Annotated in this window: 17 protein-coding genes; 10 read left to right on the top strand and 7 right to left on the bottom strand. The window is 64.3% G+C overall.

The window, feature by feature from the left end:
* Position 1: 1 nt before the first annotated feature.
* Together sphantq_RS16220 and sphantq_RS16215 are read right to left on the bottom strand one after the other, a co-directional pair.
* Positions 2 to 2371, bottom strand: coding sequence for a glycoside hydrolase family 3 N-terminal domain-containing protein (locus sphantq_RS16220; RefSeq protein ID WP_272798992.1), 2370 nt, complete (start codon positions 2369 to 2371; stop codon positions 2 to 4).
* Positions 2368 to 4743, bottom strand: a complete 2376-nt coding sequence (locus sphantq_RS16215) for a glycoside hydrolase family 3 N-terminal domain-containing protein (RefSeq protein ID WP_272798991.1) — start codon at positions 4741 to 4743, stop codon at positions 2368 to 2370. The genes sphantq_RS16220 and sphantq_RS16215 overlap by 4 nt, the downstream gene beginning before the upstream one ends.
* A gap of 166 nt (positions 4744 to 4909) precedes the next feature.
* Here sphantq_RS16215 and sphantq_RS16210 point away from each other — a divergent pair, with 166 nt between their 5' ends.
* Positions 4910 to 7036: an alpha-glucuronidase family glycosyl hydrolase gene (locus sphantq_RS16210; protein ID WP_443021560.1), complete on the top strand. Its 2127-nt coding sequence runs from the start codon at positions 4910 to 4912 to the stop codon at positions 7034 to 7036.
* A 76-nt stretch (positions 7037 to 7112) separates the two neighbouring features.
* Positions 7113 to 8186 (top strand): LacI family DNA-binding transcriptional regulator, encoded by a 1074-nt coding sequence (locus sphantq_RS16205; RefSeq protein ID WP_272798989.1) that lies wholly within the window; start codon positions 7113 to 7115, stop codon positions 8184 to 8186.
* A 93-nt stretch (positions 8187 to 8279) separates the two neighbouring features.
* Here sphantq_RS16205 and purB read toward each other — a convergent pair whose 3' ends face one another.
* Positions 8280 to 9596, bottom strand: coding sequence for an adenylosuccinate lyase (gene purB, locus sphantq_RS16200; protein WP_272798988.1), 1317 nt, complete (start codon positions 9594 to 9596; stop codon positions 8280 to 8282).
* Between the two features lie 275 nt (positions 9597 to 9871).
* On the opposite strand from purB, the gene sphantq_RS16195 reads away from it, so the two are divergent.
* Positions 9872 to 10297 carry an EF-hand domain-containing protein gene (locus sphantq_RS16195; protein WP_272798987.1) on the top strand — a complete coding sequence of 142 codons (426 nt, stop codon included), beginning with the start codon at positions 9872 to 9874 and terminating at the stop codon, positions 10295 to 10297.
* Between the two features lie 144 nt (positions 10298 to 10441).
* Here the strand turns inward: sphantq_RS16195 and sphantq_RS16190 are convergent, their stop codons facing one another.
* A complete protein-coding gene (locus sphantq_RS16190; RefSeq protein WP_129927511.1) occupies positions 10442 to 10654 on the bottom strand; it encodes a hypothetical protein in 213 nt (70 codons plus the stop codon).
* A gap of 153 nt (positions 10655 to 10807) precedes the next feature.
* Here sphantq_RS16190 and sphantq_RS16185 point away from each other — a divergent pair, with 153 nt between their 5' ends.
* Genes sphantq_RS16185 through pyrF form a run of 7 tightly spaced genes read left to right on the top strand, consistent with a single transcriptional unit; the run spans position 10808 to position 16964 of the window.
* Positions 10808 to 11956: a fumarylacetoacetate hydrolase family protein gene (locus sphantq_RS16185; protein WP_066605121.1), complete on the top strand. Its 1149-nt coding sequence runs from the start codon at positions 10808 to 10810 to the stop codon at positions 11954 to 11956.
* A complete protein-coding gene (locus tag sphantq_RS16180; RefSeq protein WP_272798986.1) occupies positions 11953 to 12708 on the top strand; it encodes an SDR family NAD(P)-dependent oxidoreductase in 756 nt (251 codons plus the stop codon). The genes sphantq_RS16185 and sphantq_RS16180 overlap by 4 nt, the downstream gene beginning before the upstream one ends.
* Before the next feature lies 1 nt (position 12709).
* On the top strand, positions 12710 to 13585 hold the full coding sequence (locus tag sphantq_RS16175; protein WP_272798985.1) for an SMP-30/gluconolactonase/LRE family protein: 876 nt from the start codon (positions 12710 to 12712) through the stop codon (positions 13583 to 13585).
* 21 nt (positions 13586 to 13606) lie between these two features.
* Positions 13607 to 15019, top strand: a complete 1413-nt coding sequence (locus sphantq_RS16170) for a sugar porter family MFS transporter (protein ID WP_066601288.1) — start codon at positions 13607 to 13609, stop codon at positions 15017 to 15019.
* Between the two features lie 17 nt (positions 15020 to 15036).
* Positions 15037 to 15906 (top strand): aldose 1-epimerase, encoded by an 870-nt coding sequence (locus tag sphantq_RS16165; protein WP_272798984.1) that lies wholly within the window; start codon positions 15037 to 15039, stop codon positions 15904 to 15906.
* Between the two features lie 33 nt (positions 15907 to 15939).
* Positions 15940 to 16293: a LapA family protein gene (locus sphantq_RS16160; protein ID WP_272798983.1), complete on the top strand. Its 354-nt coding sequence runs from the start codon at positions 15940 to 15942 to the stop codon at positions 16291 to 16293.
* Positions 16290 to 16964 (top strand): orotidine-5'-phosphate decarboxylase, encoded by a 675-nt coding sequence (gene pyrF / locus sphantq_RS16155; protein WP_129927505.1) that lies wholly within the window; start codon positions 16290 to 16292, stop codon positions 16962 to 16964. The genes sphantq_RS16160 and pyrF overlap by 4 nt, the downstream gene beginning before the upstream one ends.
* A gap of 72 nt (positions 16965 to 17036) precedes the next feature.
* Here pyrF and sphantq_RS16150 read toward each other — a convergent pair whose 3' ends face one another.
* From sphantq_RS16150 to sphantq_RS16140, 3 genes are all read right to left on the bottom strand, one after another.
* Positions 17037 to 17468 (bottom strand): acyl-CoA thioesterase, encoded by a 432-nt coding sequence (locus sphantq_RS16150; protein ID WP_066601284.1) that lies wholly within the window; start codon positions 17466 to 17468, stop codon positions 17037 to 17039.
* 225 nt (positions 17469 to 17693) lie between these two features.
* Positions 17694 to 18347: an outer membrane protein gene (locus tag sphantq_RS16145; RefSeq protein WP_066601283.1), complete on the bottom strand. Its 654-nt coding sequence runs from the start codon at positions 18345 to 18347 to the stop codon at positions 17694 to 17696.
* Positions 18348 to 18528: 181 nt separating this feature from the next.
* Positions 18529 to 19923 (bottom strand): L-serine ammonia-lyase, encoded by a 1395-nt coding sequence (locus sphantq_RS16140; RefSeq protein WP_129927506.1) that lies wholly within the window; start codon positions 19921 to 19923, stop codon positions 18529 to 18531.
* Position 19924: the final 1 nt, after the last annotated feature.

Below are 19924 nucleotides of genomic sequence, written 5' to 3'. Positions count from 1 at the left end.
TTCAGATAATTTCGAGCGTGACGGTTTGAAGATTCTGGCTGTCCGGCCCGACCATGATGTCGACGAGGCCGGGTTCGACCACCTCTTCCATCTCCAGATTCCATAAGGCGAAGGCATCAGGGCCGAGGCTCAGGCGCACGGTCCGCGTCTCGCCGGGGGCAAGGGTGATGCGTTCAAAACCCTTGAGTTCCTTGATCGGGCGCGTGACGCTGGCGGTCTGGTCATGGACGTAGAGCTGGACCACTTCGTCCCCTGCCCTGTCGCCCATGTTGCGCACATCGACCTCGACCGTGACAGTTCCACCGACGCCGATGCGTTGAGCAGAAAGTCGTGGTTTTCCAAATGTGAATTGCGTGTAGCTAAGGCCATATCCGAAGGGAAAAAGCGGCGAGATGTCCTCGAACACATAACCGCGCCGGGCGCTGGGCTTGCGGTTGTAGAAGATCGGAATCTGCCCTGCGTCGCGCGCGACGGTGACGGGCAGCTTCGCGCCGGGATTGACGTCCCCGAACAGGATATCGGCCATGGCGGCGCCGCCCTCCTGCCCCGGATACCAGCATTCGAGCAGCGCGTTGGCGCTCTCCACTATGTCCGGATAGCTGGGCGGGCGGCCATTGATGGCGCAGACGATGACGGGCTTGCCGGTCGCCTTGATCGCCGAGAACAGGGCGTTCTGTTCGCCCAGCAGGTCCAGACTGGTGCGGTCGCCCAGATGGTTCTTCGCGAAGCCTTCGCGGCTGGTCTGTTCGGTATCGCCGATGGCGAGCAGGATGATATCCGCGCCCTTAGCGACTTCGACCGCCTCTGCGATCAACTGGCGGTTCTTTGCGGGATCGGCCAGATAGACTTCATCGACCGAGCGATCCTCGCTCTGGGTGATGAAGACGCCCTGCGCATGGACGACCTCCGCCTTGCCCTTGAGCTTGGCCTTCACCCCTTCCAGCAAAGACACGTCCTGCCGTGGAATGGAAGAATAGCCGCCCAGCCGCGCGATGGCGGCGTTGGGGCCGATCACCGCGACCCGCCTGTGCGCGCCGGCAGCGAGCGGCAGCGTGCCGTCATTCCTGAGCAGCGCGATCGATTTGTGCGCGGCCTTGAGCGCCAGCGCGCGGGCTTCGGCATTGCCGGTCAGCGCGTCATAATCCTTGCGCGGCCAGGGATTTTCGAACAGGCCCGCGCGGAACTTGAGCGTCAACATGCGCGTGCAGGCGATGTCGACCGCTTCGAGGGGCACCTTGCCCGCGCGGACCTGTTCCACGAGCGTCCGATAGGTCATCCCATCGGGCAGCTCGCAATCGACCCCGGCGCGGAGGGCGGCGCGGGCCGATGCCTCCGGGTCGGGCTGAACATGGTGGATGGTGTCGAGTTCGTGGACCGCGCCATAATCGCTGACCACCGCGCCGTCGAAATGCCATTCGCCGCGCAATATGTCGCCGAGCAGCCATTTGTTCTGGTGGCTGGGGACGCCGTCGATCTCGTTATAGCTGGGCATGACGGCGGCGATGCCGGTGCGCTTGACCACCTGCCGGAAGGGCGGAAAGAAATTCTCGCGCAACTCCCGCTCGCTGATCGGCGCGGGCGCGATATTCTCGCCGCTCTGGGGCTGGCCATGACCGGTCATATGTTTGAGCGTCGCCATGACCTTGTCCGGGCCGATCTGCTTGCTCTCCCCTTGCAAGCCCAGCACCGCCGCGACACCCATTTCGCCGCACAGATAGGGGTCTTCGCCGAACGTCTCCTCGATCCGGCCCCAGCGCGGGTCGCGGGCGATATCCACCACCGGCGACAGCGCCAGATGGACGCCGCGCGCGCGGACTTCGCGGGCGATGACGGACTGGACGTCGCGCATCAGGTCCCGGTCGAAACTGCCCGCCAGGCCGATCGCCATCGGGAACATGGTCGCGTCGGTGGCCATATAGCCGTGCAGCGATTCCTCATGGAACAGAACCGGGATGCCCAGGCGCGTTTCCTGCGTCGCCCATGTCTGGACGGTGGTGATGAAGGCGACGGTGTCGGCCGGGGTGCGCCAGCGCGCGCCAACGCCGCCCGCCTGCTGCGACCCGTCGGGCGCGCCGCGCCGGTCGGACGGGCGCGTGATCTGGCCGAAGCTGGCGGGATAGGCCTGGCTCGCTTTTGCAGGCGAGAAGGTCAGGTCGTCCATGATGTCGGCCTTGGTCGCCCAGAGCGCGATGATCTGGCCGACCTTCTCCTCCAGCGTCATGCGGCCCAGCAGGTCGCGAACGCGCAGGTCGATCGGGGCGGTGGCGTCCTTGTAGAGCGGACCGCTCTTCCTAGCGGCGACGGCCGGGGCCGCCGCGAAGAAGGAGGTCGAGGCGAGCAGGCCCAGCGCCTGACGTCGGGCGAGACTCATGGCTTCACCGTCAGCGTGGCGGATTGGAGCGCGACCGAACTGTTCCCGGTCATGATCTCGAACTCGCCCGGTTCCACGACGCGCTCCATATGGTCATTCCACATCCACAGACTTTGCGGGCTGATCGTGAAGGTGACGGTCCGGCTTTCGCCCGGCTTCAGGGTGATGCGCTGAAAGCCCTTCAACTCCTTGATCGGGCGCGTGACGGAGCTGACCTTGTCGCGGATATAGAGCTGGACGACCTCGTCGCCTTCGCGTGCGCCGCTGTTGCGGACATCGATCGAGACAGTTGTTTTGCCTCCGGTGCCGATCGTCGTCGCGGCCAGACGCGGGGGCGACAGGTCGAACCTCGTGTAGCTGAGGCCGAAGCCGAAGGGGTAGAGCGGGTCGGTCGTATCGAACAGATAGCCGCGCCGCGCCGAGGGCTTGGCATTGTAGAATAGCGGCAATTGCCCGACCGATCGCGGCACGGTGACGGGCAGCTTGCCGCCAGGGTTCACGTCGCCGAACAGGACGTCCGCGACGGCATTGCCGCCCTGCTCGCCCAGATACCAGCCTTCGAGAATTGCGTTGGCCTGTTCGCTGATGGTGACGGTCGAGGCCGGCCGCCCGTTGATGAGGACGACGGTGATCGGCTTGCCCAATGCCTTGAGCGCATCGAACAGTTCCTGCTGCTCACCCACAAGGTCCAGGCTGGGCCGGTCGCCCAGATGGTTGTCGGCCCAGCCCTCGCGGCTCGACTGTTCGGTATCGCCCAGCGTCAGGACGATTCGGTCCACGCCCCTGGCCGCCTCGACCGCTTGCGCGATCAGCTTGCGGTTTTCGGCCGGGTCGGACTTGGTGACGCTGTCTTCCCACCAGTCGTCATTCTCGGTGATCTTCACGCCTTGCGCGAAGACGATGTTTGCCTTGCCGCCAACCTTCGCCCTGATGCCGCCGAGGATCGACACGGTGTGCGGCGGCTGGCCATAATAGCCGCCCAGCCGCGCCACCGCAGCGCTCGGCCCGATGACGGCGATCGTGCCTTCGGGCTTGAGCGGCAACATGCCGTCATTCTTGAGCAGGATGATGGAACGCTGCGCCGATTTCAGCGCGAGGGCACGGGCGTCCGCGTTGTTGGTGATCTTTTCCGACGCGGCGGCGTCGGCATAGGGCTGTTCGAACAGGCCGGCGCGGAATTTCAGCTCCAGCATCCGGCGCGTGGCCAGATCGACCTTCGCCTCGTTCACCTTGCCTTCGCGCACCAGCTTGCCCAGCGTCGCGTAAGACAGGCCGTCGGGCAAGTCCGCATCGACGCCCGCATCGAGCGCGCGCATCGCCGCTTCTTCCAGATTGGCGGCGATATGGTGGATGCTCATCAACTGATCGACCGCCGAATAGTCGGACACGACCGCGCCCTTGAAGCCCCATTCCTCGCGCAGCACATTATCCAACAGCCAGCGATTGGCCTGGCTGGGGACGCCATCGATCTCGTTATACGACGCCATGACCGCTTCGATGCCGGTACGCTTGACCACCTGTTCAAAGGGCGGGAAGAAATTTTCGCGCAGTTCGCGTTCGCTGACCGGCGCGGGGCCGACATTGGTGCCGCTTTCGGGCTGGCCATGGCCGGTCAGATGCTTGAGCGTGGTGAACACCTTGCCGGGTCGCAGGTCGCGGCTACGGCCGACGCCTTGCAGCCCCTCGACCGCCGCAACGCCCATTTCGCCGACCAGATAGGGATCTTCGCCATAGGTTTCCTCGATCCGGCCCCAGCGCGGATCGCGGGCGATGTCCACCACCGGCGACAGCACTATCGGCACGCCGCGGACACGGATCTCCCGCGCGATCACGCTGTTCACGTCGCGTAGCATGGCGGTGTCGAAGGAGGAGGCCATGGCGATCGACTGGGGGAAGCTGGTCGCGCCGACGGCGGCATAGCCATGCAGCCCCTCTTCATGGAACAGGATCGGGATGCCCAGCCGCGTCTGCGTCGTCGCCCATTTTTGCAGGGCGTTGACGAGCGCGACCGTCTGGCGCGGATTGCGGCCCGGCGCGACGCGCGGACTGACCGCGCCCTTCGCGTCAGACGGCCGGGTGAAATGGCCGAGGCCATTGGGATATTGCGCCGCGAGCTTCGCAGGATCGAGTTGAAGCTGCGCGTCGAAAATCTTGACCTTGTCGAGCCAGACAGTGGTGATCTGCGCGATCTTTTCATCCAGCGTCATGCGCGCAAGAAGATCATCTACGCGGGCTTCGATCGGGGCGCCGGCATCCTTGTACACAGCCTTGGTCGATGCCGTCGCTGGCGCCGCATGAACGGGCGCCATCGGCAAGGCGACACTCAGCGCCAGCGCCGATGCGGCACACCATATTTTACGGTTACGGATCACGACGCCCCTCTCCATTTTATTCCGCGACAATCTTTCCGCTTGCCGTGGCTGAACTGATAGCGTTACCATTGCTTCGACAAGAGAGACTTGTCAATGCCCGATCCATGGGCTTTGACAGTCGACGACAAGGGAGAGGATATTCGTGAACGCGCGCCTGTTTTGCTGGATGATCGCCATGGCCGCGACGGCGCTGACGCCCGTGATGGCGCCCGTGGCGCAGGCCGAAGATGGCTATGATCTGTGGCTGCGTTATGCGCCCGCGGATCAGGCCCGCAAGCCCGGATTGGCGGCCCATGCGACCGCTATCGTGGCGGCCGGAACCAGCCCCACCCTGACCATCGCGACGCAGGAATTGCAGCGCGGCATCGCCGGGATGACCGGCGCCATCCCGACCGTGTCGGCGACCATCCAGCAAGGCGCGCTTTGGCTGGCGACGCCCGCCTCCGCCCTGCCCATCAAAACGGATGGCCTGGGCAGCGAGGGCTATGCGATTCGCACTACGATGATCGACGGCAAGGCGGTCACACTGATCGCCGCGAACAGCGACATCGGCCTGCTCCACGGCGCCTATCATTGGCTGCGCCTCGCCCAGAGCGGGGCAAGTCTCGACAAGCTCGACATACGCAGCGCACCCAAGATCGGCCTGCGCCTGCTCAATCATTGGGATAATCTCAATGGCACGGTCGAGCGCGGCTATGCCGGCCAGTCGATCTGGGACTGGTGGCGGCTGCCCGACTGGACAGGGCCGCGCTACACCGACTATGCCCGCGCCAACGCCTCGATCGGCATCAACGGCACCGTCCTCAACAATGTGAATGCGAAGGCCGACAGCCTGACCGCCCCCTATATCGCCAAGGCGGCAGCATTGGCGGATGTCTTCCGTCCCTATGGGATCAAAGTCTATCTGTCGGTCAAATGGACCGCGCCGATGGAACTAGACGGCCTCAAGACCGCCGACCCGCTCGATCCGGCCGTCGCTGCCTGGTGGAAAGCCAAGGCCGACGAAATCTACAAGGCGATTCCAGACTTCGGCGGTTTCCTGGTCAAGGCCAACAGCGAGGGCCAGCCGGGGCCGCAGGATTATCAACGCACTCATGCCGATGGCGCGAACATGCTGGCGGCGGCGGTGAAGCCGCATGGCGGCATCGTGATGTGGCGCGCCTTTGTCTACGCGCATGACAATCCCGACGACCGCGCCAAACAGGCCTATAGCGACTTCAAGCCGCTGGACGGCAAATTCGCCGACAATGTGATCGTGCAGGTGAAGAATGGCGCGATCGATTTCCAGCCGCGCGAACCCTTCCACCCGCTGTTCGGCGCAATGCCCAAGACCCCGCTCATGATGGAATTCCAGATCACCAAGGAATATCTGGGCCAGTCGACGCACCTCACCTATCTCGGCCCGTTGTTCGAGGAAGTGCTGGACGCCGACACCTATGCGAAGGGCAAGGGGTCGACGGTCGCCAAGGTGATCGACGGGTCGCTGGACGGCCACAAGCTGACGGGCATCGCCGGCGTCGCCAATATCGGCGTCGATCGCGACTGGAACGGGTCGATCTTCAATCAGGCGGACTGGTATGCCTTTGGCCGCCTCGCCTGGGACACCAGCCTGTCGGCGCAGGATATTGCAAAAGAATGGGCGGAGATGACCTTCTCCCCCGACCAGAAGATCGTCCAGCCAGTCGTCAAAATGATGATGGGATCGCGCGAGGCGGCGGTCGATTATATGACGCCGCTGGGCCTGACGCATGTCATGGACACCGGCCATCATTATGGCCCCGGCCCCTGGGTTTCCGATCTGGCCCGGCCCGAATGGAACCCGGTCTATTATCACAAGGCGGATGCGAACGGCATCGGCTTCGACCGGACGAAGACGGGCAGCGACGCGGTCGGCCAATATGCGCCGCCAGTCGCGAAGATGTGGGCTAATGTGAAAACCACGCCGGAGCGCGACCTGCTCTGGTTCCATCATGTGCCGTGGGATTATCGCCTGTCATCGGGCGAGACAGTGTGGGACGGCCTGATCCATCGCTATGACAACGGGGTCCGCTATGTCGCGGATATGCAAACGACTTGGGCGTCGCTCAAACCCTATGTCGATGCGGAGCGGTTTGCGGAGACCCAAGCCTTCCTCACCATTCAGCATCGCGAGGCGCAATGGTGGCGCGACGCCAGCATCGCCTATTTCCAGTCGGTGTCGAAACGCCCCCTGCCCGCCGGATCAGCCGCACCCGCACATGATTTGCAGTGGTACAAGGCGCTGGAATTCCCCTATGCGCCGGGTCATAACTGATTTTTCGCTTTAATATTCATGGATGATGTCGCACCCATTTCGACAGCGACTTCATTCCAACGAAAGCATAACCGCCTTGAGCGATACACGATCATCGCGCCGCCAGCGCAACGCGCCCACGATCAACGATGTCGCCGCCCATGCCGGCGTGTCGCCGATGACCGTGTCGCGCGTCATCAACGGCGAACAGGTCGTGCGGGCGGCCACGCGGGCCAAGGTGGATGCGGCGATCGCTGCGCTCAACTATGCCCCCAGCGCCGCCGCGCGGACGCTGGCGGGTGGCGACGAAACGCGGATCGGCCTGCTCTATTCCAACCCCTCCTCCTCCTATCTCAGCGAATTTCTGGTCGGCAGCCTGGACCAGGCGAGCCGCAGCAGCGTCGATCTGGTCGTGGAGAAATGGGACGAGGAAACATCGATCGCATCGGTCGTCGCCCATCTGCAACGCGGACGCATCGACGGCGTGATCCTGCCGCCGCCGCTATGCGACCTGGACGAGATGGTGGAGGCGCTGGGCAAGGCCGGCATTCCCGCCGTGGCGGTGGCGACCGGGCGCGCGCCATCGGCGCTGGCCGCGGTCAGCATCGACGATCGGCAGGCCGCCTATGAAATGACCCGCCACCTGATCGCGCTGGGCCATGGCCGCATCGGCTTCATCAAGGGCAACCCGAACCAGAGCGCCAGCGCCCGCCGGTTCGAGGGCTATGTCGCCGCACTCACCGAAGCGGACCTGCCAGTGCAGGACGAATTGATCGCGCAGGGCTATTTCACCTATCGGTCCGGGCTGGACGCGGCCGAACATATATTGGCGCTGGTCGATCCGCCGACCGCCATCTTCGCCAGCAATGACGACATGGCCGCCGCGACCGTGGCGATCGCGCATCGCAGCGGGCTGGACGTGCCGGGCGACCTGACCGTCTGCGGCTTCGACGATACCTCGCTGGCGACGACGATCTGGCCGGAACTGACCACCATTCGCCAGCCGATCAGCGCGATGGCGCGCGCGGCGGTGGAAGTGCTGGTGCGGCAGTTGAAAGGGCGGCGCAGCGGCGACGTCGAGGCGGCGGAGCATCTGGTGCTGGACCATGCGCTGATCCGCCGGCAATCGGACGCCGCACCGAGGATGCGCCCGCGATTGGGTGGGCGGTAACACATCATCATCCGTTCGTTTCGAGCGTGTCGAGAAACGATAAGCGCGGCGCTGGCCGCTTCTCGACTTCGCTCGAAGCGAAGGGGTGTTGTTTTAAGCCTCGCCGAACACCCGGCGGAAGATCGTATCGACCTGCTTGAAATGATAATCGAGGTTGAACTTGTCCTCGATCTCCTGAACCGGCAGCGCGGCGGTGACGTCGGCGTCGGCTTTCAGCAGTTCCAGCAGCGATAGCTGGCCGTCCGATTCCCACACCTTCATGGCGTTGCGCTGGACGTAGCGATAGCTGTCCTCGCGGCTGACGCCCGCTTGCGTCAGCGCCAGCAGCACGCGCTGCGAGTGGACTAGGCCACCCATCTTGTCCAAATTCTTCATCATCCGCTCAGGGTAGATGAGCAGCTTGTCGATGACGCCGGTCAGGCGGGCCAGCGCGAAGTCGAGCGTGATGGTGGCGTCGGGACCAAAGAAGCGCTCGACCGACGAATGGCTGATGTCGCGCTCATGCCACAGCGCGACATTTTCCAAAGCGGGCACGACGGCCGCACGCACGACGCGGGCCAGGCCGGTCAGATTTTCGGTCAGCACCGGGTTGCGTTTGTGCGGCATTGCCGACGAACCCTTCTGGCCGGGGGAGAAATATTCCTCCGCCTCCAATACCTCGGTGCGCTGCAAATGGCGCACCTCGACCGCAAGCCGCTCGATGGACGAGGCGATGACGCCCAGCGTGGCGAAGAACATAGCATGGCGATCGCGCGGGATCACTTGGGTCGAAACCGGCTCGATGGCGAGGCCCAGCTTCTCGGCGACATGCTCCTCGACCGCCGGGTCGATATTGGCGAAGGTGCCGACCGCGCCCGAAATGGCGCAGGTCGCCACTTCTTCGCGCGCCGCGATCAGGCGGGTCTTGCAGCGGCTGAACTCGGCATAGGCTTCCGCCATTTTCAGGCCGAAGGTGACGGGTTCGGCATGAATGCCGTGGCTGCGGCCGATGGTCGGCGTCAACTTATGTTCAAAGGCGCGGCGCTTGATGACTTCCAGCAGCTTGTCCAGATCTTCGATCAGGATGTCTGACGCGCGGGCCAGTTGCACGGCCAGACAGGTGTCGAGCACGTCGGAGCTGGTCATGCCCTGATGCATGAAGCGCGCTTCGTCGCCCACCTGTTCGGCGACCCAGGTCAGGAAGGCGATGACGTCATGCTTGGTAACGGCCTCGATCGCGTCGATCGCGGCGACGTCGATGGCGGGATTGGTCGCCCACCAGTCCCACAGCGCCTTCGCCGCGGACGGCGGGACGACGCCCAGTTCGCCCAGTTTCTGCGTCGCTTGCGCCTCGATCTCGAACCAGATCTTGAAACGGGCTTCCGGCTCCCAGAGCGCGGTCATTGCGGGGCGAGAATAGCGGGGGACCATGGGCGAATCCTGCGGTTGGAGAGGGAATGTTGCCGCGCGCCTAGCAGCGTCGTCCCTTTGGAGCAAATCGGGAGGGAGCGGAGAGCGATCCACAACAGTCAACGCCGTCCAAAATGACGAAGCCCGACGAACCGAGTATATTTTCAAGACGAAAGCATGAACATGAATGGACGTTCAGGAACATTCGCCAGTCGCCATCCATTATTACCACAGCATATCCAGACAGTCGGAAACACAAGTCGCCCCGACACATTCCAAGGTGACAGGAGATTACCATGATACGCACATTTTTATTCTCGACCGCTCTCGTCATAGCCGCGCCAGCGATGGCGCAGCAGGGCATGGCGCCAGATCAGGGCGTGATTCCGGCCGCCCCGCAATCCGCGACTCCGGCAATGCCTGCCGCACCGCAGGCGGCGACGCCCGCCGCGCCGGCCAATGCCGCCACCACTGTCGCGTCAATCGTCGATAGTGAATTTCCCGCCTATGACGCCAATAGTGATGGGCAACTTGACCAGTCGGAATTTTCGCGCTGGATGGTGGCGTTGAAGGATCAGGAGATGAAGGCGACGGGCTCCACCCTGCCGGCCGAGCAAGTCACGGCTTGGGCCAGCGGCGCATTCACGACCGCCGACAAGGACAAGAGCGTTACGATCAGCAAGCCGGAATTGGTGAGTTATCTGAGCGGTGGCGCAGGCTAAAGTCTATCATTCCCCACCCTGTCACGAAGGCGGGGGACATAGAGCCTGAAGGGTCGCGCCCGGAGGCGGCATGGAGCGAAGGCCATGCCGCCTCTTTTTTCGTCTGAATAGGGTGAATGAGCGCACCGCCAGAGCAGCGCGCACTCAGCCTTTTCTGCGGGTATAGAGTAATGCTGCGACGATCGCGGCGGAACCGATACCGACGGCGGCGCCAGCCCAAACGCCCTTGCCAGCCGACTTGATCGCCGCAGTGGCGAGATCGACCTTATCCTTTTCCTTCGCCTTTTCAGCGGCAGGAACTGTGGGCTGTGCGGCGTCTGCGCCGACGGACGGCGCGCTGTCTTCAGGCTTGCTCATGGTCTTTAACGCTATGCCCCAAAGCAGCGGCCACGAAAAGCCGGAACTGCTTCTCTTCGTCGCCTTTTGCATTTTGCGCGCGCCCTCTTGACTTCGGACGCCGATCCATGTTGGTAGCGCTATCAATTACAACCATTCCTTTAGGAGTTGATGATGCCGGGGGACTCCTCCTTGCTTGCCATGACCTTGGCCAATTGCCTACCCGCCGATTGGCGCGCGGGCCTGTTCGTCGGTCGCATTCTGACGGCTGACGGCCCCAGCCCCATATTGGTGCGCGAAGGCATCGCCCATGACATGAGCCGGGTCGCGCCGACCGTGGCGCAACTGCTCGAAAAACTGCCGTTGGCGACGGGTGCTGGCCAACCACTGGGGCCGCTGGACACGCTCGACCTGCCGCTGCTCAGCCCGGTCGACCTGCAATGCGTCAAGGCGTGCGGCGTCACCTTCGCCCTGTCCGCGATCGAGCGGGTGATCGAGGAGCGGGCGCGCGGCGACGCCAGCGCCGCTGCGGACATTCGCAGCCGCCTGGAGGAACGGGTCGGCGGTTCGATCCGCGCCGTTGCGCCCGGTTCGCCCGAAGCCGCCGCGCTCAAGGCCGCGCTGATCGAAGATGGCCTGTGGTCGCAATATCTGGAGGTTGCGATCGGCCCGGATGCCGAGGTCTTCACCAAGGCGCCGGTGCTGTCGACCGTGGGCGCGGGCGCGCAGATCGGCATCCGCTCCGATTCGACCTGGAACAATCCCGAACCCGAAATAGTGCTGATCGCCAATGCCGCTGGGAGCGCTATCGGCGCGACTCTGGGCAATGACGTCAACCTGCGCGATTTCGAAGGACGCTCTGCGCTCCTGCTGGGCAAGGCGAAGGACAATAACGCCTCCTGTTCGCTCGGCCCGCTCATCCGCCTGTTCGACGGCGACTTCACGATCGACGATGTGCGCAATGCCGAAGTCGAGCTGACCATCGACGGTCCCGAAGGCTATAGGCTGGAAGGCGCGAGCAGCATGAACCAGATCAGCCGCGATCCGCTGGAACTGGTGCGCCAGACGCTGAGCGAACATCAATATCCCGACGGTTTCGCGCTGTTCCTGGGCACGCTCTTCGCCCCGGTGCAGGATCGCGACGATCCGGGCCGCGGCTTCACCCACAAGGTCGGCGATGTCGTCGCCATCTCCACCCCGCGGCTGGGCAAGCTGGTCAACACGGTTGTGACGTCGAAGGACGCTGCGCCCTGGACCTATGGCCTGGTGGCGTTGATGACCAATCTCGCCGCGCGCGACCTGTTGAAAGACCCCGCCGCATGAGCGCCATCTACCCCAGTTTGAAGGGCAAGCGGGTCTTCATCAGCGGTGGCGGCAGCGGCATCGGTGCGGGGCTGGTCGAGGCGTTCGTCGGCCAGGGCGCGCATGTCGCCTTCTGCGACATTGCCGTGGCCGAGAGCGAGGCGCTCGTCGCGCGTCTCCAGAACGCCGACGTCGCCCCAATCTTCCACGCTATCGACCTGCGCGACATCGAAGCGGTGCAGGCCATGATCGGCAAGGTGGAAGCGCAGATTGGCGGGATCGACATCCTCATCAACAATGCCGCCAATGACGACCGCCACACGATCGAAGAGGTGACGCCCGCTTATTGGGACGAGCGGATGGCGGTGAACCTGCGCCATTTGTTCTTCGCGGCGCAGGCGGCGGTGCCGGCGATGAAGCGCGCGGGCGGCGGCGTGATCCTGAACTTCGGGTCGATCAGCTGGCACCTCGCCCTGCCCGAACTGACGCTCTACCAGACCGCCAAGGCCGCGATCGAAGGGCTGACGCGCAGCCTGGCGCGTGACCTCGGCCGTGACAATATCCGCGTCAACACCATCATTCCGGGCAATGTGAAGACCCCGCGCCAGGAAAAATGGTACACGCCAGAAGGCGAAGCGGAGATCGTCGCGGCCCAATGCCTGGACGGTCGCATCCTGCCGGCGGATGTCGCCGCGCTGGCGATGTTCCTGGCGTCGGACGATGCGCGCTACTGCACCAGCCATGATTATTTTATCGATGCCGGCTGGCGCTGACATGGCGGACGCTGCCCCCTACAGCGTCCTGTCGGTGGGCGCCACGCTGGGCGAAGGGCCGGTCTGGGTCGCGCGTGACGCGGCTTTGTGGTTCGTGGACATCAAACAGCATCGCATCCATCGCTATGATCCGGCGCTGGACGTCGGGCGCAGTTGGGCCGCGCCGGGCCAGGTCGGCTGGATATTGCCGACCGACGACGGGCTATTCGCCGTGGGTATGCAATCGGGCGTGCATCGCTTCGACCCGTCGGCCGCCAGCTTCACCCTGCTGCACGCCCCGGAAGGCCATCTGCCGGGCAATCGGCAGAATGACGCCTGCGTCGCGCCCGATGGCGCGCTTTGGTTCGGGTCTATGGACGATGCGGAGGAAGCGACAAGCGGATATTTCTATCGCGTTCACAAGGGCGTCTGCGTCGAGGCTGGATTGCCCGCAGTATCGATCACCAACGGCCCGGCGCTCTCGCCCGACGGCCGTATCCTGTATCACACCGACACGCTGGGCAAGCGCATCTGGCGCACCGACGTGGATGTCGACGGCACGGTCGGCAACACGACCCTGTTTACGAAGATCGAGGACGACGCAGGCTATCCCGATGGGCCGACTATCGATGCCGAAGGTTGCCTGTGGACCGGCCTGTTCGGCGGTTGGGCGGTGCGCCGCTACGACCCGGCGGGCACGCTGATGCGCGAAGTGCGCTTCCCCGTCGCCAACATCACCAAGATCGCCTTTGGCGGCGGCGACCTGTCCACCGCCTATGCGACGACGGCGCGCAAGGGGCTGGACATGACAGCGTTGACACAGCAACCCCTGGCGGGCGATCTGTTCGCCTTCGATCCCGGCGTCGCGGGGCTGCCGGGCCATGTCGCAACGATATAAAAAATGGAAGGATGCGTAAGGATGAATGAGGGGAGCGCGGAAAAGGTCAACATGGCCTTTGTCGCCGCAATCGTCGCAGTGGCGACGATCGGCGGATTCATGTTCGGCTATGATTCAGGCGTCATAAACGGCACGCAGAAGGGACTGGAAGCGGCCTTCGACCTGGGAAAACTCGGCATCGGCGTCAATGTCGGCGCGATCCTGGTCGGCTCCTCGATCGGCGCGTTCGGCGCGGGGCGCATGGCCGACATCATCGGCCGGCGCGGCGTGATGATGCTGTCCGCGATCCTGTTCCTGGGCAGCGCGCTGCTGGCGGGCGCGGCCGGTTCCTCGGCCATCTTCATCTTCGCGCGCATCATCGGCGGCCTGGGCGTGGGCGCGGCCAGCGTCATTTCGCCCGTCTATATCTCCGAAGTCACCCCCGCCAATGTGCGCGGGCGCCTGTCGAGCGTGCAGCAGGTGATGATCATATCCGGCCTGACCGGCGCGTTCATCGCGAACTTCGTGCTGGCGCGCTATGCGGGCGGCTCCACCGCGCCGCTGTGGCTGGACTATCCCGCCTGGCGCTGGATGTTCTGGTTGCAGGCGATACCGGCCGCCATCTATTTTCTGGCGCTGCTCGCCATCCCCGAAAGCCCCCGTTACCTGGTCGCGCGTGGGCGCGACGCCGATGCGCTGGCGGTGCTGACCCGGCTGTTCGGGTCGCTGGAGGCCGCGCGCAAGGTCGGCGAGATTCGCGCCAGCCTGTCCGCCGACCATCATCGCCCCAAGCTGTCGGACCTCATCAGCAAGACCACCGGCAAGATCCGCCCGATCGTGTGGACCGGCATTGGCCTCGCCGTCTTCCAGCAACTGGTGGGCATCAACGTCGTCTTTTACTATGGCGCGACTTTGTGGGAAGCGGTCGGCTTTTCCGAAGATAATGCCTTGCAGATCAACATCCTGTCGGGCGTGCTGTCGATCGGCGCGTGCCTGGGCACGATCATGCTGGTCGACAAAATCGGGCGCAAGCCGCTGTTGCTGGTCGGATCGGCCGGCATGGCGGTGACGCTGGCTATCGTCGCCTATGCCTTCTCCACCGCCGTCACCGGCGCGGATGGCGCGGTGTCCCTGCCCGGCCATAACGGCCTGATGGCGCTGATCGCGGCGAACCTCTATGTGGTCTTCTTCAATCTGAGCTGGGGTCCGATCATGTGGGTGTTGCTGGGCGAAATGTTCCCCAATCAAATCCGCGGGTCAGGCCTGGCGGTCGCGGGTTTCGCCCAATGGATCGCCAATGCCGCCATCTCGGTCAGTTTTCCGGCGCTCGCCGTGTCGCCGGGGCTGGTTATGACCTATACCGGCTATGCGCTGTTCGCAGCGATCAGCTTCTTCTTCGTGCGCAAGATGGTGCATGAGACGAAGGGGCGCGAGCTTGAGGATATGGAAGGCTGAACAAGGACGTCATCACCTTGCGGGCGGGAGGGCTGGAAGCGGCCCTCTCCCCCGCTGTCGGCGGATCGCTGCTTTGTCTGACGCTGGACGGTGTGGACCTGCTGCGCCGCGCGCCGGATGGCACCGGCGATCCGCTCGCCATGGCCAGCTTTCCGCTGGTCCCCTACGCCAATCGCATCGCGGAAGGGCGCTTCACCTTCGACGGGCGAAGCTATCAATTGCCGCTCAATTTCGGCGACCATCCGCATAGCATCCATGGCTTTGGCTGGCGGACGGCATGGACAGCGAGCGAGACAGCTGAAACGGCTGCGACACTGGTGCATGACCATGACGGCGGCGCCGGATGGCCCTGGTCCTATCGGGCGCAGCAGCAGGTCGCGGTGACGCCCCTACAACTGTCCATGTCGCTGTCCATCACCAATGTCGGCGACGCCGCGATGCCCGCCGGCCTGGGCTTCCACCCCTATTTTCTGGCGGATGCCGGCACCACGATCCAGTTCGACGCGGACGGCCTTTGGCTCTCCACCCCCGACATGCTGCCCGATCGGCAAGTTCCCGCCGATGCGCTGGGCGACTGGTCGCGCCCCGCCATCGTGCGCGGCGATAGGCTGATCGACAACGCCTATACCGGCTGGAGCGGCAGCGCGACGATCCGGCGCGGTGAAGGCCTGCGCCTGACGCTCACGGCCACCGGCGCCCAGTGCCTGCATGTCTATCGTCCGCCCGCCAGCGACGATTTCTGTCTGGAGCCGGTCAGCCACATGCCCGACGCGATCAACCGCGGCGGCATGGCGTCCTTGGCTCCCGGCGACACCGCGCGCATCACCATGACCATCGCCATCGACAAAATCGACCAGACGCTTCCGAAATGCGGCGGGATCGCCTAAGCTGCCCCAAAGCAGCAGCGAAGGGTTAAGCCTATGCAATTTTTGCGGACAGCCTTCTGGGTCGTCATCGCCGTGGGACTCGCCTTCTTCTGCATGGCGAACTACGTGCCCGTGACCGTGCGCCTGTGGGGCGACATGGTGATGGAAACCAAGCTGCCCGTATTGTTGATCGGCGCATTCCTGCTGGGGGCGCTGCCCTTCTGGATCATGGCGCGGGCCACCCGCTGGCGTCTGAAGCGCCGGCTCGACAGCACGCAAAAGGCGCTGGTCGTCGCCACCGCCGCCGCCGCGCCGCCACCGCCCCCCATAATACAGGACGCGCCCGTCATGGGCGGCCTGCCCGATCCGCTCGCCCCCACCACTCCAAGCACCACAGGACCAGCATGAGCAGCCCCATCTATGTCGCCATCGACACGCCCGACCTGACCAAGGCGCAGACGCTGGCCGGACAGGTGAAGCATCATGTCGGCGGGCTGAAACTGGGTCTGGAATTTTTCTGCGCCAACGGCCATCATGGCGTGCATGAGATGATGAAGTTCGGCCTGCCGATCTTCCTCGACCTGAAGCTCCACGACATTCCCAACACGGTGGCGAAGGCGGTGCAGGCGCTGCACCTGCTGGAACCGGCGATCCTGACCGTCCATGCCGCTGGCGGCCGGGCGATGCTGGAAGACGCCAAGGCGGCGGCCGGGGTGAAGACCAAGGTCGTGGCTGTGACCGTGCTGACCAGCCTGGACGATGGCGATCTGCTGGATATCGGTGTGGGCGGAAAGGCGGAGGATCAAGTGCGGCGCTTGGCCGACCTGGCGCAGAACGCAGGGCTGGACGGCATTGTTTGTTCCGGCGAGGAAGTCGCAGCGGTCAAGAAACACTGGTCAGACGGTTTCTTCGTGGTGCCGGGCGTGCGGCCTGCGGGCGGCGCGCTGGGCGACCAGAAGCGCGCTGTAACCCCGCGCGAGGCGCTGGATCGGGGCGCGTCGATCCTGGTGGTGGGGCGGCCGATCAGCCTAGCGGAGAACCCGGATATGGCGGCGCGGGAGATTGAAGCGACGTTGTAGGAGGCGCTTTATTCCCCTCCCGCTTGCGGGAGGGCGGGAGGAGATGGCAGGAAACCGCCTCTTATAACAACTTCAGCGCAAACGCCTACCGACCGCCTCGTCCTCATCCCCAACAAAGAAATGCTGGATCACCTCGCGCGTCAGCCGCGCCGGGCGCAGGCTGCTGGCGTCGATGCAGCACCAGCTTGACTTGACCTCCGCCAGGACGTCCTCGCCGCGTTTGATGATGGTTTCGTAGAAGGCGCGGGCGCCCTGCACCTTCTCCAGCAAGACGGTGGCGATGACGTCGTCGTCCAGGAAGGTGGGCTTGCGATAGGTGATCTCATGTTTCAGCGCGACCCACAGATGCTGGGCGACCGCTTCGGCCGGGGCCAGCGCGCGCCAATGGTCCAGCACCGCCGCCTGCACCCATTTCAGGTAGCTGGCATTGTTGACATGACCCATGAAGTCGATGTCGATCGGATCGATGCCGATCGGGAAGCGGTGGGGAATCGCGTTACTCACATGGATGTTAATAGCAGCCCTACAGGCAGGCTGATAGGGGGCAACGTCCTACCCCGCGAAAAAGAGGTCGATCCGAAGACCGACCCCTTTTCTACGTCACCGCCGTTCGTCCTGAGTAGCCGCTGAGCCTGTCGAAGCGGCGTATCGAAGGATCGTGGCTGCCCTTCGATACGGGTCTTCGACTTCGCTCAGACCCTACTCAGGGCGAACGGGATCAGGCCATTATCAGAAACGCCAGCCGACGCTGCCGACGACTTGGTGGCGATCGGTGTCGATACCGAATTCTTCGCTGGTCGCGCCATTGGCGAAGTTGATGTGGGCATCCTCATATTTGGAATAGCGATATTCGATCTTGGCGAAGGTGTTGGCGTTAATCGCCCGCTCCACGCCGGCGCCGATGCGCCAGCCGTCCAGCTTGAACGCGGTGTCGGTTTCCTGATTGCTGTCGCCGGCCAGCACGTCCAGCTTGGTGTTGGTGTAGCCGCCCTTCACATAGACCAAAGTGGCCGGGTTGGCCAGGATACCTGCGCGCGCGCCGACATAGAGGTCGCGGCCCTGCTTGACGCGGCCGAAGCCGAACTGGTCGGAAAAGTCGGTGCGGCTGCTCTTGGCGGTGGAGTCGGTATATTCGCCCTCGACGCCCACGACCGCGCTGCCCAAATTCACGTCATAACCCGCGCCGACACCGTAGAGCAGGCCGTCGATATTCTGATCGTCATTGCCATTGTCATTGTCCACATCGCTGCCGGCCCCGGTGCGATCATAGCCCAGGATCGCTTCGACGCGCGGGCCGGTGAAGGTCGGGCCGACATCCTGCGCGAAAACGGGGGTGGCGACAGTGGCGCCGGCCAGAAGGGTTGCGACCATCAACTTACGCATAACAGATACTCCGTGTGTCATTCTTTCCCCTCTCTCAGGGGGTGAGACGCACAAGCCGGAGCGGCCGAGTTAGTTTCATGAACGGGAGATAAACAGTTGATTATGTGACCTTAATGTCACGAAATCACCTCCATTCGCCGCGCAATCGTGCCGATCGAGCGATGAAACGCCGGAACGATTTTCAACATTCGACCACATTGACGGCCAGGCCGCCGAGCGAGGTTTCCTTGTAGCGGCTGGCCATATCCTCGCCCGTCTGGCGCATGGTTTCGATCACCGCGTCCAGGCTGACGATGTGGCGGCCATCGCCCTGGAGCGCGAGATAGGCCGCGTTGATCGCCTTGACCGCGCCCATCGTATTGCGCTCGATACAGGGGATCTGGACCAGCCCGCCGATCGGATCGCAGGTGAGACCAAGATTATGTTCCATGCCGATTTCGGCGGCGTTCTCGATCTGGCCGTTGGTGCCGCCCAGCACCGCGGCAAGCCCGGCCGCCGCCATCGAGCAGGCGACGCCGACCTCCCCCTGGCAGCCCATTTCGGCGGCGGAAATGGAGGCCCGCTTCTTGTAGAGGAAGCCCATGGCCGCGGCGGTCAGCAGGAAGCGGCGCTCACCATCCCGATCGGCCCCCGGCACGAAGCGGCGATAATAATGCAGCACCGCCGGAATCACCCCCGCCGCGCCGTTGGTCGGCGCGGTGACGACCCGGCCGCCCGCCGCATTTTCCTCATTCACCGCCAGCGCGAAAAGGCTGACCCATTCGAAAATCTGCGCCGGCCCCAGCGCATCCTGTTGCAGTCGCAGCCGCTGGTGGATCGCGCGGGCGCGGCGACGGACCTTGAGGCCGCCGGGCAATAACCCCTCCTGCTCCAGGCCACGGTCGATCGAGGCGCTCATGGCGTCGATGACGCTGTCGAGGAAGGCGTCGGTTTCCGCCTGTACGCGCCACGCCCCTTCGTTACGCAGGACCAGGGTCGCGATCGACAGGCCGGTCGCTTCGCCCTGCGCCAGCATTTCCGCGCCGGAGGAGAAGGGATAGGGCTGGACGACATTATGGCCGAGCGGCGCTGCGTCATCGGTCGGGGCGGCGCCGGGCAGGACAGCGCCGCCGCCGATCGAATAATAGTCGCGCACCAGTGGTTCAGCCTGCCCGTCCAGCCAGGCGGTGAAGCGCATCCCGTTACTGTGCGCCTCCAGAAAGTCGCCCATGCGGAACAGCAGGTCGCGGGCTTCCTCGAACGGCACCATATGATCGACGGCGCTGCCCGCGCGAATGCGGCCGTCGGTGCGGATGGCGGCCAGGACGGCGGGAATGGCGTCGGGGTCGACGCCTTCGGGACGGTAGCCCGACAGGCCGAGCAGGATGGCGCTGTCGGTCGCATGGCCCCGGCCGGTCAGGGCGAGCGATCCGAACAGTTCGCACTGCACCCGCTGCGGCTGGGCGGGCAGCGAGTCCATGAACATCAGGGCGGCGCGCATCGGCCCCACCGTATGGGAACTGGACGGGCCGATGCCGATGGTGAACAGGTCCGTCACGCTGATCGCGGTGGCCGCGTCGATCCGGCTTTTGGTCACA

This window comes from Sphingobium sp. AntQ-1, assembly GCF_028538045.1.
Lineage (GTDB): Bacteria > Pseudomonadota > Alphaproteobacteria > Sphingomonadales > Sphingomonadaceae > Sphingobium > Sphingobium cupriresistens.
Note: the sequence above shows the minus strand (reverse complement) of the source record. Positions and strands in the feature narration are given on the sequence as shown.